The sequence below is a fragment of the Anaeromyxobacter sp. genome, assembly GCA_016718565.1.
Classification (GTDB): Bacteria; Myxococcota; Myxococcia; order Myxococcales; family Anaeromyxobacteraceae; genus JADKCZ01.
The window spans coordinates 281,844-296,221 of the sequence record JADKCZ010000003.1 but is presented as its reverse complement, the minus strand read 5'-3'; the positions used below and the strand labels follow the sequence as shown (position 1 = coordinate 296,221).

Below are 14,378 nucleotides of genomic sequence, written 5' to 3'. Positions count from 1 at the left end.
ACCGAACCAGGGACGCCGGTGCCGGGCGCCGCCGGCGGTCAGCGCGGGCGCCCGGCGCCGGATCGGCCCGGCGCCGCTGCGCCCACCGCCCGCCCCGCCAGGCGGACCAGCCCGTAGGCGCCGGTGACCGCCGCGTCGTGCACCCGGTGGACCAGCCGCGCCGGTCCGGCGAGCCCTGGGACCCGCTCCAGCACGGTGAACGGACGCCGCGCGGTGGCCAGGTGGACCCGCTCCACCGCCCCGGCGCCGTGCTCCACGGCCTCCCCGGCCAGCTGGGCGAGGCCGCGCCACCTGGCCGCGGGCCGGCTGGCCTCCTGGCCCGGCGGGGGGAGGGGTGGCGGGCGCGGGTCGCCGGCCGGCGCGGCGGCGACCGGGAGGTCGGCGGCGTGGCGCGTCGGGCGGGAGGGTGGGGTCGAGGCCGGCAGCTCCTCCTCGCACCAGTCGCGCACCTGCTCGTAGACCTCGAGCCGGCTCGCCAGCGCGAGGTGGGAGAGGCCTGGGAGGACCCGCACCTGGCCGCGGGGCAGCGGCGCGGCCTCACGGCCGGAGGCGGCGCCGTCGGTGGCGCTGGCCACGGAGACCAGCGCGTCGCCGAAGAGCGACGCCAGCCAGGGCTCCCGCGAGAGCGCGCCGGCCACCAGGTGGTGGCGGATGGACGGCAGGAGCGGCACCGGGTGGTGCGGGTCGCGCAGGGAGGGGCTGGCGAGGCGCCTGGCGCGGTCCTGGTGGCGCAGATCGGCGTCGCCGAGGTCCTTCACGCCGTCGCTGCGCAGGTCCGCCAGCTCGGCGGCCAGCCGGGTGTAGGGGTCGTCCACCGCCTGGAGCACCCGGGCCACCAGCCGCCCGGCCCGCTCCAGGGGGGCGCCCCGGTGCGGCGTGCCCACGTAGATGGCCCGGCGCACCAGCGGCAGCCAGCGGTGCCCCTCCAGGCTGGCCACGTGGCAGGCGCTGCGGGCCACCAGCCCGCCCATGCTGTAGCCGAGCAGCACCAGCTCCTCGAGCGGCGCCGGGTAGACCTCGACCAGCCGCTCCAGGAGGCTGGCCAGGGCCGCGCCGCTGTCGGCGATGGCCAGCCCGGAGTTGTAGCGGAGGTAGAGGGGCGTCAGGTCGAGGTCCCGCTCCAGCAGCGCGCCGTGGTCGCGGCCGTCCGCCAGCCGCCAGATGGCCTCGGTGGTCATGAGGCCGTGCAGCAGGACCACCACGCGGGGGCCGGCCGACGGCAGCGCCTGGGCCAGGGCGGCGCGCTCCAGCGCCACCGGCCGGCCCCGCGCCAGCAGGGTGAGCCCGGTGGCCAGGGCGTTCCCGGTCCGGGCCAGGTGATCCCCGATGGCCCCGTTGAGGATGGCCACGGCCGTGTCGCTCCTGTCGCCCGTGTGCACCTCGCGCCTCCATCATGGCACGGCCACGGCGCGCGCCCGCCAGCGGCGGGGCTCGGCCCGGGCGATCCGCCGGATCTCGTCGGCGATCTCCTCGGGCGAGAGCACCAGGTCGACGCACCCGCTGGCGACGGCGCTCTCGGGCATGGCGGGCTGCGCCGCGGTGTCGGACCGCTGCGCGATGGTGATGCCCCCGGCCTCCTGGATGCCGCAGAGCGCGGCGGCGCCGTCGCCGTCGTAGCCGGAGACGATGACGGCCACCAGCGTCCCGTCCCAGTGCTCCGTCAAGGAGCGCAGGAAGACCGTGATCACGTCGGGCCAGCCCCTGGGCTTGGAGATGGGCTTCAGGCGGAACTCGCCCTCCAGGACGTGCAGGTCCCGCTGCGGCGGGATGATGAAGACGTGGTCGGGCTCGATGCGCAGCCGCTCGGAGATCAGCTCCACGGGCATCGAGGTGTGGTGCGGCAGGATCTGGTGGAGCAGGGTGTCCACGGTCCGGAGGTGGTTGACGATGACCACCGCGACGCCCAGGTCGGGCGGGAGGTGGTCCAGCAGGCGGATGTAGGCGTCGAGGCCGCCGGCCGAGCCGCCGACGCAGACCACGGGGAAGTCGATGGCGGGGACCAGGGTGTTCATCGGTGCGGCACCTCGTGGCTTCGTTCCCGGGATCCGTATGCCGCCGGCCGCGCGCTGGCCGGGGTCAAACGGGGGCGGCGCGCCGCCGCGGCGACAGGGCCGGGTGGTGCGGGCGCTCGGTCGGCGTGGAGACCCGGACGCGACGCCGCCCCACCCCGACGGTGCGGGGCAGGGCGGCTGGTCTTGCCGGGCCCTTGGCGGGCCCGTGGTGTCGAGGCGACGCCCGGGGGTCACCGGGAGTCGACTCGACGACGGCTGGTCTACTGGGCTGCGCCGAAGTTGACCGTGCCGTTGTCGTGCGTACCCGAGGTCGGGTAGGTCAGCCGGCAGGCGGTGCCGGACAGCGCGGCGGCCATCCCGGTGGACGGCGTCCCCGCGCCGTTGTTGACCGGCCCGTGGCAGTTCGCGCAGCTCAGCGGCCTGCTCGCATGCGACCCGGTGCCGGGGGTCCCGTGGCAGGTGCTGCAGGAGGGGGTGGCCGTGGCCAGCGTGCAGGCCGGCACGAAGACGCAGGCCTGCATGGTGACCGGGGCGCCGCCGGTGCAACCGGCGGGCGACGAGGTCAGCACGGTGCGAGTCTGCGTGTTGTTGGACTGGCACGCGCCGTAGGCGGAGTAGGTGAAGGCGGTGCAGGTGGTGACGGGCGGCACGTAGGTGCAGGCCTGGGTGAGGACCGGCGAGCCGCCGGTGCAGCCGGCCGGCGAGGAGGTCAGCACGGTGCGGACCTGGGTGTTGTTCGGCTGGCAGGCGTCGAAGGCCGAGTAGGTGAAGCTGGTGCAGGTGGTGACGGGCGGCACGTAGGTGCAGGCCTGCGTGAGGACCGGGGCGCCGCCGGTGCAGCCGGCCGGCGAGGAGGTCAGCACGGTGCGGACCTGGGTGTTGTTCGGCTGGCAGGCGGCGAAGGCCGAGTAGGTGAAGCTGGAGCAGGTGGTGACGGGCGGCACGTAGGTGCAGGCCTGCGACGTGACCGGGGCGCCGCCGGTGCAGCCGGCCGGCGAGGAGGTCAGCACGGTACGGGTCTGGGTGTTGCTGGGCTGACACGCGCCGTAGGCGGAGTAGGTGAAGGCGGTGCAGGTGTTGACAGGCGGCACGTAGGTGCAGGCCTGCGAGGTGACCGGGGCGCCGCCGGTGCAGCCGGCGGGCGAGGAGGTCAGCACGGTACGGACCTGGGTGTTGTTCGGCTGGCAGGCGGCGAAGGCCGAGTAGGTGAAGGCGGTGCAGGTGGTGACGGGCGGCACGTAGGTGCAGGCCTGCGAGGTGATCGGGGCGCCGCCGGTGCAGCCGGCGGGCGTCGAGGTCAGCACGGTGCGGGTCTGCATGTTGCCGGGCTGGCACTCACCGAACGCCGAGTAGGTGAAGGCGGTGCAGGCGTTGACGGGCGGCACGTAGGTGCAGGCCTGCGAGGTGACCGGGGCGCCGCCGGTGCAGCCGGCGGGCGTCGAGGTCAGCACGGTGCGGGTCTGGGTGTTGCCGGGCTGGCACTCACCGAACGCCGAGTAGGTGAAGGCGGTGCAGGTGGTCCCGGGCGTGCCGGGGCCGGCCGGCATGTTGGCGGCCGTGAAGGTGCCCTGCGACAGCCGGTTGAGGTGCCCCGTGAAGATGACGCCGCCGGTCTCGCGGTTGGTCACGGTGACGACGCGGTGGCTCAGGGACACCCTCACGTCCCGGAGGAGCAGGCGGACGGCGTCGCGGTCGGTGCGCGGGTCGGTGATGCCATAGCGCTCGAAGAGCGGGGCCAGCACCACGGTCAGCTGGCCCAGGATGTACCGGGCCTGGGTGGCCGAGCCGTGCTTCCCGTCGTGGTCGGAGCCCTCGAAGACGCCGTCGTCCTCCTCCTCGTCGCCGTCGTCGTCGTCGTCCTCGTCGTGGCCGCCGCGGAAGGCCACGTCGGTGAGGGGGTTGACGTCCAGGTTCTCGCGCCCTTCGGACACGGCGTAGAGGCGGCGGGTGGAGCCCGCCTCGCTCCACTCCACGCGGAGCAGGTACGGGGCCGAGAGCCCGGCCATGTCGAGGGCGAAGCTCCCGTCGGCCTGCACCGGTCCGGTGCGGGACTTGGCGTCCGAGGACGAGTCCTTGAGCGAGACCACGCCCGCGCTGGACGAGTCGGTGAGGGCCTGGCCGGCGGACGGGGAGTCCGACGAGCCGCAGGCGGCGAGCAACAGGGCGAGTGACGCGGCGCCCAACCAGGTGGCTGCGGTGTACTGCTTCGGCTTCATCATGTGTCCTCCTCGGACCCTGCAGTGGCACCCGACGCTGCGGGTGGTGGTGCGAGACACGCCTCGCGGAACGTGCCCGTCGACGGCCTCCCGTCGCCGGCAGCGGTCCACCCCACGCCGGCGCGAGCCGGACGTTCGGGAAGAACCGCTGTCGGGTGAGTTCGGTACAGGCTGCACCCGCCGTGCCTCGCGCCGATCGACGCAAGTCCCTGATCTCGCGAGCGCTGCCCCCGCCGGGTGTGGTCGAGCGGTTGTTCGCGAACAGGCTTGGACGGCTGGCCCGTCCAGGGCGAGACGAGCGGGCTCGAGCGGGAGCGCCACGCTCCGGCCAGGCGGAGGGGCCAGCTGTCGCCGACGATCCGACTCACGCGGGACGCTGCCCGCGGTGCCCCTCATCTTCCGTCGGCGGAAGCTGCCGACGGCTCCACGACGTCGGCGAGCACCGCCGGCCCTTCGCACCGAAGTGGCCGCAGCTCAGCTCGACGGACCGGACGGCCGCTCAGGGCTGGACGGGTGCCAGCGGAACTTCGGAGGTGGAGGCGGCCCGTCCGAGGCGACGCAGCATGTGCGCCACGGCCTGGGTGGCCAGGAGGGACACCTCGCCCGGGTCGGTGGAGTAGCCCCGGGCGCCGTCGAAGGCGGCGGTGATCAGGTCGCCGAGGGGGGCGGTCGTGCGGGAGGCTGTCTTCATGGCGTGCTCCTTGGGGGATGACCTTCGAGACTGCACGCACCAGGCCACGCCAGCCGCTGCGGCCAGGCCCGCCGCGCGGATCCCAGGTCTGGCGGCCGATCCATCCGGTGCGCGCTCGGCGCCCCCGGCCGTGATCGCCTCGCCGATCGGCGGCCTGACGGCGCCCACGAACGTTCGTGAACGCGCCGCCCCGGCGGATCCGGTGCCAACCGGGCCCCGGAGCGAGGTGTGGCGCCTGCGCGGGCCAGGCACGGCGGGTGCAACCTCATCGATCGAACCCGGCGCCCTGGCTCTTCCTGGGCACGCCTTCGCACCACGTGAGGAACCCATGTCGACCAACACGCTGCTCATCGTCATCGTCCTGGTCCTGCTGTTCGGCGGAGGCGGATTCTTCTGGTCGCGCCGCGGCTGACCACGTCCGCCGTCCCGTGGCACCCGCGCCCTTCCGCTGCACGGTCCAACCCACTGACCTGGAGCACCACCATGAAGAAGCTCACGCTGACCATGCTCACCGCCGCCGGTCTGGCGCTGTCGGGCGCCGCCGTGCTGGGGTGCGCCACCACGCAGGCGGCCGACAAGTCCCCCGAGAGCGCCGGCCAGTTCGTCGACAGCTCGGTCATCACCACCAAGGTGAAGGCGGCCCTGCTCGACGAGCCCTCGCTCAAGTCGTTCCAGATCAGCGTCGAGACCTTCAAGGACGTGGTGCAGCTGAGCGGCTTCGTCGACTCGGCGCAGGCCGCCCGCCGGGCCGGGGAGGTCGCCGGCGGGGTGAAGGGCGTCCGCTCGGTGCGCAACGACCTGATCGTGAAGTAGCGGGCCTGCGGCGCACCCGCCAGGGAGGGGCCAGCCGGGCGCAGCCCCAAGCGAGCGAGCCCGCTCCCGTTGACGGTCCCGGGAGGTCGGCCCACGCTTCCAGGTGATGGGGCGTGCCTCGAGCGAGCCCACCGTCCGGTCGGCGGAACGGAGGCCGAGCGGCTGATCGCGCGCGGCAGCCCGCTGTCACGGTGGCGCCCGGCGCGCTGCACCGGCCCGCGCGCCCCGGGGGAGGGTCGCCATGAGCCGCTCCACGCTCCGGATCCTGGTCGCGGCGGTGCCGCTGGCGCTGGTTGGGTGCCCGGGCGGTGGCGGGGGGGGCGAGGGGAACCGGGCGCCCACCTTCACCAGCACCCCGGCCACCGCGGCCACCGAGGACCAGCCCTGGTCCTACCAGGTGGTCACCGCGGACCCCGACGCCGGCGACGTCCGCGCCCTGCGGGCCACCGCGCTGCCGGCCTGGCTCGCCCTCGTCGACCACGGCGACGGCACGGCCACGCTCTCCGGCGCGCCGCGGAACGAGGACGTGGGCGCGGCCGCGGTGGCGCTGGTGGTGGAGGACCGGGCCGGCGCCTCGGCCACGCAGGCCTTCGGCGTCACGGTGGCCAACGTCAACGACGCGCCCACCATCGCGGGTGCGCCGGCCACCACCGTGGAGGAGGGCTCGCCCTGGAGCTTCACGCCCGCCGCCGCCGACGTGGACGTGGGCGACGTGCTCACCTTCTCGGCGGCCGGCGCGCCGGCCTGGATCCTGCTCGACGCCGGCAGCGGGGTGCTGGCCGGGCTCCCGGGGCCCGGTGACGTGGGCGCCGCCGGCCCCATCACCCTCACCGTGACCGACCTGGCCGGCGCCAGCGCCGCGCTGCCGCCGTTCACGCTGGTGGTGACGGCGCTCCCGCCGGTGGTCCCGCCGGACCCGGCCACGGTGGCGCCGCCGCTGGACCCCACGGTGACCACCTCCTTCGGCGCGGCGGTCTCCTTCCTGTACTCGGGCTCGAGCCCCATCCAGAGCGGCGTCGCGGCGGGGACCATCGGCGAGCGGCGGGCGGCCGTGCTGCGGGGGCGGGTGCTCGACGAGGCCGGCGCGCCCCTGCCCGGGGTGCGGCTCACCGTGCTCGGTCACCCTGAGCTGGGGCGGACCCACAGCCGCGCCGACGGGCGCTTCGACCTGGCGGTGAACGGCGGCGGCGAGCTCACCGTGGACTATGCCCTGACGGGCTTCCTGCCGGCCCAGCGGAAGGTCCGGGCCCCCTGGCGCGACTTCGCCCACCTGCCCGACGTGGCCCTGGTGCCGCTCGACCCGGCGGCCACGGCGGTGGACCTCTCGTCTCCGGCGCCGTTCCAGGTGGCGCGCGGCAGCCTGGTGACGGACGCCGACGGCGCACGCCGCGCCACCGTGCTCTTCCCGGCGGGCACGGGGGCCGAGCTGGTCCTGCCCGGCGGCGCGACCCAGCCGCTCACCACCCTCACGGTGCGGGCCACCGAGTACACCGTGGGCCCGAGCGGGAAGCAGCGGATGCCCGCCGAGCTGCCGCCGACCACCGCCTACACCTACGCGGTGGAGCTGTCGGTCGACGAGGCGCTGGCCGCCGGGGCCACCCGGGTGACCTTCACCCGGCCGGTGCCGCTCTACCTGGAGGACTTCCTCGGCTTCCCGGTGGGGAGCGGCGTCCCCACCGGCGCCTACGACCGGGCGCTGGGCCAGTGGGTGCCGCAGCCGAACGGCCGGGTGGTGCAGGTGCTGGCGGTGACCGGCGGAGTGGCGGCGCTCGACACCGACGGCGACGGCGCGGCCGACGACGGCTCGGCCCTCGGCGTGACGGCCGCGGAGCGGGCGCAGCTGGGTGCGCTCTACGCCGCGGGCCAGCGGCTGTGGCGGGTGCCGCTGGCGCACTTCTCCCCCATCGACTGCAACTTCCCCTCCACCTTCGACCCGCCCGACGTGCCGCCGCCGGACCTCCCCCCGCCGCTCCCGCCCCGGCCCCGGCCAGCCGACCAGGACTGCTGCCGCCCCGGCTCGGTACTGGAGTGCGCCAACCAGGTGCTGGGGGAGGCCATCCCGCTGGCCGGCACACCCTTCAGCCTGCACTACGGGACGGATCGCACGGAGGGCTGGCGCACCGGTGAGTTCGACCTCCAGGTCACGGGTGCCTCCATCCACCCGGCGCTGCTGGCCGTGGACGTCCAGGTCTCCATCCTGGGCCAGGTCCTCTACCAGGAGTTCAGGCCGGCCGCCCCGAACCAGGTCTTCAGGGTCTCGACCCGGGGGCTGGTCGACCCCTACGGGCGTCCGGCCCTCGGGACGGTGCCGGTCACCGTGTACGTGACCTACCGCTACCCGGTGAAGTACTGGGCGGTCGGCGGGCAGTACTACCGCACCTTCGGCGACGCCCCGCCTGGCTCGGTGCCCACGCTGGTGACGGTGCGCGGCCTCGAGGAAGGCGGCAGGGTCGCGATGTGGTCGGGCACGCTGGAGGCGCTGCGCGGCCTCCCGGGGGCGGCGCTGGGCGGGTGGTCGCTGAGCCCGCACCACGCCTACCAGCCGGCCACCAAGGTGCTCCACCTGGGCGACGGGAGCCGGCAGGGCGCCACGCCCCACCGGGTGCTGCCGCTCATCGAGCAGGTGCCCGGCCAGACCAGCCCCCTCCTGCCGGCCTTCCGGCTCCTGGGGTCGCCGTCGCTCCGGGGCGGCGTCCGGCCCGAGGGGCTCGCCCTGCTGCCCGACGGGTCCCTCCTGGTGGCCGACACGAACTGGCACGTGGTGCGGCGCCTCGGGCCGCCCGTCGAGGCGCCACCGCCACCGCCGCCGCCGCCCGACGGGGCTGCCGGCCCGCCCACTGCCACCACGGCGCGGGCCGCCACCGGCAGCTGGAGCGTGTTCGCCGGGACGCCCGGCACGGCGGGGTACGCGGGCGACGGCGGTCAGGCCACCCTGGCCCGGCTCTCGGCGCCGGCCGCGCTGGCCGTTGGGCCCGACGGCAGCGTCTACGTCGCCGAGCGCGGCAACCGGGTGGTGCGGCGGGTGGCCCCCGACGGCACCATCACCACCGTGGCCGGCACCGGCCAGGCGGGGGACTCGGGGGACGGCGGACCGGCCACCGCGGCCGCGCTCACCGACCCCGCGGCGCTGGCCGCGTCGGCCGACGGCGCGCTCTACCTGGCCGACCGCGGCGCCCACCGGGTGCGGCGGGTGGCGCCGGGGGGCACCATCTCCACGGTGGCCGGCACCGGCCAGGCGGGCTTCTCGGGCGACGGCGGCCTGGCCGCGCTGGCCCAGCTCTCCCAGCCGACCGGCCTGGCCGTGGACCGCGCCGGCAACCTCCTCGTCGCCGACCTGGGCAACGCCCGGGTGCGCCGCCTGGACTTCGCCGGGCGGATCGAGACGGTGGCCGGCACGGGGCAGCCTGGCGCCACCGGCGACGGCGGCCCGGCCCTGGCCGCCCGGCTCACCCCCTACAAGCTGGCGCTGGAGCCCCAGGGAGCGCTCCTGGTCTCCGACGCGGAGCACCGGGTCCGGCGCATCGGGCCGGACGGGACCATCACTGCGCTGGCCGGGGCGCAATCCACCTGCATCGACCTCGTCTCCGGCACCTGCTTCGGGTGCGCCGGCGGCGACGGCAACTCGGCCGCCGGCAGCATCCTGTGCGGCCCGACCGACCTGGCCGCCACGCCGGACGGAGACCTCTACCTGCTCGACAGCGGCAGCTACCTGGTCCGGGTGGTGCGTGGTCCCGTGTCCTCGTTCCTGGTGGGCGATCTGGTCCTGCCCGACCTGGGAGGCGCGCGGCTCTACCGGCTCTCCAGCGGCGGCCGGCACCTGGCCACCGTGCACGCGCTCACCGGCCAGGTGCTGCACGCCTTCGGCTACGACGCCGCGGGCAGGCTCGCCGAGGTGCGCGACGGCGCCGGGACCCTGCTGGCGGCCATCGAGCGGCGCGCCGGCGGCGCGACCGTCGTCGCGGCGGGCGGCCAGCGCACCGAGCTCGGCTTCGGACCGGGTGGCCTCCTCGAGACGGTGGTCGATCCGGCCGGCGGCGCCTGGGCGCTCTCCTACACGCCCGACGGCCTCCTCACCCGGCTGGCCGACCCGGCGGGTGGCGTGGCGCGCTTCGCCTACGACGGGACCGGGGCCCTGACCCGCCACGAGGACCCGGCCGGCGGGGTGACCACGCTGGCGCGCGCGGGCACGCCGATGGACGAGCAGGTGACCGTCTCGCCCTTCGGCGGCGTGGCGACCACCTACCAGACGCACCATACCGAGGCCGGCGGCGTCGAGCGCACCGTCTCCCCGGCGGGCTGCCCGATCTCGTCCTGGCGCACCGACTCCAGCGGCGGCACCCGGGTGGAACACGCCGACGGCACCACCGTGGAGGAGGTGCTGGGCGCCGACGCCCGCTTCGGCTGGCTGGCCCCGACGCTGGTCAGCCGCACCGTGACCACCCCGGCCGGCCTCCGCTCGGTGGCGACCTTCTCGGAGCAGGTCACCCTGGCCACCCCGGGCGACCCGCTCTCCCTGACGGCCTCGCACCGCTCGGTGGTGGTCAACGGCCGGGCCTGGCGGCTCGACTGGGAGGCGGCCAGCGGCGCGCTCACCGCCACCACGCCGCAGGGGCGGGTGGTGCGGCGCACGCTCGATCCTTCGGGCCGGGTCACCTCCCTGCAGGTGGGCGCCCTGGCGCCGCTGGTCCTCTCCTACGAGGCGCCGGCGCGCCTCACCGAGCAGCGGCGCTCGGCGGGGCCGGAGACCCGCCGCACCGCGGGCCTGTACGGCGCGGACGGCACCCTGGCCCGGGTGACCGACGCCACGGGGCGCGCCGCCACCCTGGAGCACGACGCGGCGGCGCGCCCGGTGGCGGTCACCGGACCGGGCGGCGACACGCTGCGCGTGACCCGCGACGGCCTGGGCGCCGCGGTGGCGGTGGACACGCCGCTGGGCGCGCGCCACCGCCTGGTCCGCGAGGGACGCGGCCTGCTCGCGGCCCACGAGCCGCCGGCCGTCGGCGGCGACCCGCCTGGCGCCGACCGGGTGGCCTTCGGCTACGACACCGAGCGGCGGCTGGTGCGGCTCGACCTGCCCGGCGGCGCCGCCGTCGCGCAGGGGCGCGGCTGCGGCGGCCGCCTGGAGTGGCGCACCACGCCCGAGGGCACCACCACCTTCGACCACCACCCCGCCACCGGCACCCTGAGCCGCATCACCGACCCCCGCGGCGTGGTCCTCGACCTCACCTTCGATGGGCCGCTGCTGCTGCAGCAGCGCTGGTCCGGGCCGGTCACCGGGGCCGTGGCCAGCGCCTGGGACCGCGACTTCGCGCTGGCGCTGGAGACGGTGAACGGCCAGGCGGTGGACTACGGGCGCGACGGGGACGGCTTCCCGGTGCGGGCCGGGCCCTTGGCGCTCACCTGGGATCCCAGCGGGCTGCTCGCCGGCACCACGGCCGGCCTGCTGGAGACCCGCGCCGGGCACGACGCCTTCGGCGACCTGGCCTGGCTGGAGGCCTCGGCGGCCGCCAGCGGGCTGCTCTCGGCGAGCTACCAGCGCGACCCGCTCGGCCGCGTCGTCCAGATCGACGAGGTGGTCGAGGGGCTGGCGCGCAGCTGGGCGCTCGGCTACGACGCGGCCGGCCGGCTCGAGGCGGCCACGCTCAGCGAGGGCGCCGCGCCGGTGGCCTCCTGGTCCTACCTGTACGATCCCGCCGGGAACCGGGTCGGCGCGTCCGGCCCGGGTGGGCCGGCGACGGCCACCTTCGACGCCCAGGACCGGCTGCTGGCTCAGGGCGGCGAGGCCTTCGGCTGGAGCCGGTCCGGCCACCTGGTGCAGCGCAGCGGCGCCGCCGGGACCACCCGCTACACCGTCGACGCGCTGGGGAGCCTGGTGGCGGTGGACCTGCCGGACGGCCGCCGCGTCGAGTACCTCGTGGACGGCGCCGGGCGGCGGGTTGGCAAGCGGGTCGATGGGGTACCGGTGCAGGGCCTCCTGTACCGGGACGGCCGCCGGGTGGCCGCCGAGTTGGACGGGGCCGGCGAGGTGGTGGGCCGCTTCGTCTACGCCTCCCGGGCCGACGTGCCGGACCTGCTGCTGCGCGGCGGGTCCACCTACCGGCTGGTCACCGACCACCTCGGCAGCGTGCGGCTGGTGGTGGACGTGGCCACCGGCGCCACGGCCCAGCGGCTCGACTACGACCCGTTCGGTCAGGTGCTGGTGGACACCAACCCCGGCTTCCAGCCCTTCGGCTTCGCCGGCGGGCTGCGCGACCTCGACACCGGGCTGGTCCGGCTCGGCGTCCGGGACTACGACCCCGCCACGGGCCGCTTCACCTCGCGCGATCCGCTCCTCTTCGGCGGCGGCGGCAACCTCTACGCCTACGCGGGCGGCGACCCGGTCAACCGGGCCGACCCCACCGGCCTCTGCGGCGGTCCCTGCCCCGACGATCGCAAGCCCGACCCGGACGACCTGCTCAGGCGCCTGCGCGACCTGCTGGCACGGGCCGAGAAGGGGAAGAGCGCGCTGGGGCACCCCGATGGGCGGGATCCGCTCGGGGCGCTGCGCCAGCTCAAGGGGCTGCTCGACACGCTGAACGACCTGAACGGCGAGCTCGGTCTCCTCGACTTCGGCAACGTGCCGGTGGACTTCATCCTGCAGGAGATGGACGCGGCCCTCGACGCCCTGGAGCGGGGCCTGGACACCATCGAGGCCTACCAGGAGAAGGTCCAGAGCATCGACTGCTCCGGCAACCTGGACGGCACCACCAGCTGCCGCGCCAACTGAGGGGGAGCGGCGGCGGCGGCCCGACCCCGGGCGCGGGGGTTGCGCCGCCGGCCGCCGGCCAGTAGGCCTTGCGCCCATGATCGGCTTCCTGCTCCTCAACCTCGGCACGCCCGACGCCCCCACGCCCTCCGCGGTGCGCCGCTACCTGCGCCAGTTCCTCTCCGATCCCAGGGTCATCGACATCCACCCGGTGGCCCGCACGGCGCTGCTGGAGCTGGTCATCCTGCCGCTGCGCCCCAGGAAGAGCGCCGCCGCCTACGCCAAGGTCTGGACCAGCGAGGGCTCGCCGCTGCTGACCCACTCGCGCGCCCTGGAGGCGAAGGTGCGGGCGGCGCTGGGGCCCGGGCACCTGGTCGAGCTGGCCATGCGCTACGGCTCGCCCTCCATCCCGCAGGCGCTGGCGCGCCTCACGGCCGGCGGCGCGCGGCGCCTGGTGGTGGCGCCCCTCTACCCGCAGTACTCGTCGGCGGCCACCGGCTCGTCGGTGGAGGCGGTCTTCGACGAGCTGGCCGGCCGGGCGGTGGTGCCGCCGGTCTCGGTCCTGCCGGCCTTCCACGCCGACCCGGGGTTCATCCAGGCGTTCGCGGCGGTGGGCGCGCCGGTGCTCACGCGGGAGCGGCCCGACCACGTGCTCTTCAGCTTCCACGGCCTGCCCGAGCGCCACGTGAAGGCCTCCGACCACTCGGGGCGCCACTGCCTCCAGGCGGCCGGCTGCTGCGACGCCATGGGCGAGGCCAACCGCGACTGCTACCGGGCCCAGTGCTTCGCCACCGCCCGGGCGCTGGCGGCCAGCCTGGCGCTCCAGCCGGGCAGCTGGAGCGTCTGCTTCCAGTCGCGCCTGGGGCGCACCCCGTGGATCAAGCCCTACACCGACCTGCGGCTCGACGAGCTGGCCCGGGAGGGGAAGAAGCGGCTGTGCGTCTTCTGCCCGGCCTTCGTGGCCGACTGCCTGGAGACCCTGGAGGAGATCGGCCTGCGCGCCCGCGAGCAGTTCGTGGCGGCGGGCGGGGAGCAGCTCACCCTGGTGCCCTCGCTCAACGCCAGCGACCCCTGGGTGGAGGCGCTGGTGCGGCTCCTCCGGCGCACCGCCGGGGAGGAGCCCCGGCCGACGGCCTGAGCGAGGGGTGCCCGCCTACCTCGGCAGGGGCGCGAAGGGGTGGCGCGCCGGCGAGGCCACCCAGGCCGCCAGGCGGGGGCGCGCGATCATGCGGCCGGCGAAGGCCACCAGGGTGGGGTAGGCGGCCACGGCGGCGCCGAAGCCGTTGTCCTGGCACAGCTCGATGAGGTACCAGAGCGCCAGGTCGGCCACCGTGGTGGTGTCGCCCACCAGCCCGCCGGCGCCGCCGCGGTTGGCCTGCAGCTGGCGGTCGAGGTAGCCGAACCAGCGCGGCAGGAACTGCGTGGCCAGCTGCTGGCGCAGCGCGGCCCGCTCCTCCGGCGCCACGGTGGCCAGCTTGCGCAGCTCGGCCCGCACGTCGTCGAAGGCGCCCAGCATCTGGTCGCACTGGGCCGCCTCCCGCAGGGTCTTGCCCTGCAGCCCGTGGGTGCGGGCCAGGTGGCTGGCGATGGCGGCGCTCTGCGCCAGGACGAAGCCGTCCGGCTCCTCCCAGACCGGCGCGGCGCCGAAGGGCAGGTGCGGGGTGGCCTTGAGGGCCTGGAAGTCGGTGGGCCGACCGTCCCGCGGCGGCGTCCCCTGGCCGATGGGGTGCTCCTGGTAGGCGACGCCGGCCTCGGCCAGCACCAGGCGGATGAGCTCGGCGCGGCCGCGGGAGGGGAAGTAGGTGAGGAGTGGCTTGGACATGCCGGCACCCTAGCGCCCACGGCGGGCCGGCGCGGCGCCGGCCCCCAAGTGAGCCAGCGGCGGCCCCCGGGCCGGGCCC

Annotated in this window: 9 protein-coding genes; 4 read left to right on the top strand and 5 right to left on the bottom strand. The window is 76.2% G+C overall.

Annotation, left to right across the window (positions count from 1 at the left end; all coding sequences use genetic code 11):
* Window positions 1-38 precede the first annotated feature (38 nt).
* From IPO09_11420 to IPO09_11405, 4 genes are all read right to left on the bottom strand, one after another.
* Window positions 39-1,379 (bottom strand): alpha/beta hydrolase, encoded by a 1,341-nt coding sequence (locus IPO09_11420; GenBank protein MBK9517946.1) that lies wholly within the window; start codon window positions 1,377-1,379, stop codon window positions 39-41.
* A gap of 12 nt (window positions 1,380-1,391) precedes the next feature.
* Complete coding sequence (locus IPO09_11415; protein ID MBK9517945.1) at window positions 1,392-2,012, bottom strand: chemotaxis protein CheB; 621 nt, start codon at window positions 2,010-2,012, stop codon at window positions 1,392-1,394.
* 260 nt (window positions 2,013-2,272) lie between these two features.
* Window positions 2,273-4,231: a hypothetical protein gene (locus IPO09_11410; protein ID MBK9517944.1), complete on the bottom strand. Its 1,959-nt coding sequence runs from the start codon at window positions 4,229-4,231 to the stop codon at window positions 2,273-2,275.
* A gap of 496 nt (window positions 4,232-4,727) precedes the next feature.
* Window positions 4,728-4,919, bottom strand: a complete 192-nt coding sequence (locus IPO09_11405) for a hypothetical protein (GenBank protein ID MBK9517943.1) — start codon at window positions 4,917-4,919, stop codon at window positions 4,728-4,730.
* 130 nt (window positions 4,920-5,049) lie between these two features.
* Between IPO09_11405 and IPO09_11400 the strand changes: the two genes are divergently transcribed.
* From IPO09_11400 to hemH, 4 genes are all read left to right on the top strand, one after another.
* Window positions 5,050-5,331 carry a hypothetical protein gene (locus IPO09_11400; protein MBK9517942.1) on the top strand — a complete coding sequence of 94 codons (282 nt, stop codon included), beginning with the start codon at window positions 5,050-5,052 and terminating at the stop codon, window positions 5,329-5,331.
* Window positions 5,332-5,402: 71 nt separating this feature from the next.
* Entirely contained in the window at window positions 5,403-5,732 is a 330-nt protein-coding gene (locus IPO09_11395; GenBank protein MBK9517941.1) for a BON domain-containing protein, read from the top strand.
* A 241-nt stretch (window positions 5,733-5,973) separates the two neighbouring features.
* Window positions 5,974-12,498: a hypothetical protein gene (locus IPO09_11390; protein MBK9517940.1), complete on the top strand. Its 6,525-nt coding sequence runs from the start codon at window positions 5,974-5,976 to the stop codon at window positions 12,496-12,498.
* A gap of 76 nt (window positions 12,499-12,574) precedes the next feature.
* The gene (hemH, locus tag IPO09_11385) at window positions 12,575-13,615 is read left to right on the top strand and encodes a ferrochelatase (protein MBK9517939.1); all 1,041 of its coding nucleotides are present in this window, start codon (window positions 12,575-12,577) and stop codon (window positions 13,613-13,615) included.
* 15 nt (window positions 13,616-13,630) lie between these two features.
* Here hemH and IPO09_11380 read toward each other — a convergent pair whose 3' ends face one another.
* Window positions 13,631-14,299, bottom strand: coding sequence for a glutathione S-transferase (locus IPO09_11380; GenBank protein MBK9517938.1), 669 nt, complete (start codon window positions 14,297-14,299; stop codon window positions 13,631-13,633).
* Window positions 14,300-14,378: the final 79 nt, after the last annotated feature.

Excerpts from the sequence above, each read along its gene's own strand:
- IPO09_11415 (MBK9517945.1), bottom strand. The coding sequence starts at position 2,012 with ATGAACACCCTGGTCCCCGCCATCGACTTCCCCGTGGTCTGCGTCGGC.
- IPO09_11410 (MBK9517944.1), bottom strand. The coding sequence starts at position 4,231 with ATGATGAAGCCGAAGCAGTACACCGCAGCCACCTGGTTGGGCGCCGCG.
- IPO09_11405 (MBK9517943.1), bottom strand. The coding sequence starts at position 4,919 with ATGAAGACAGCCTCCCGCACGACCGCCCCCCTCGGCGACCTGATCACC.
- IPO09_11395 (MBK9517941.1), top strand. The coding sequence starts at position 5,403 with ATGAAGAAGCTCACGCTGACCATGCTCACCGCCGCCGGTCTGGCGCTG.
- IPO09_11390 (MBK9517940.1), top strand. The coding sequence starts at position 5,974 with ATGAGCCGCTCCACGCTCCGGATCCTGGTCGCGGCGGTGCCGCTGGCG.
- hemH (MBK9517939.1), top strand. The coding sequence starts at position 12,575 with ATGATCGGCTTCCTGCTCCTCAACCTCGGCACGCCCGACGCCCCCACG.
- IPO09_11380 (MBK9517938.1), bottom strand. The coding sequence starts at position 14,299 with ATGTCCAAGCCACTCCTCACCTACTTCCCCTCCCGCGGCCGCGCCGAG.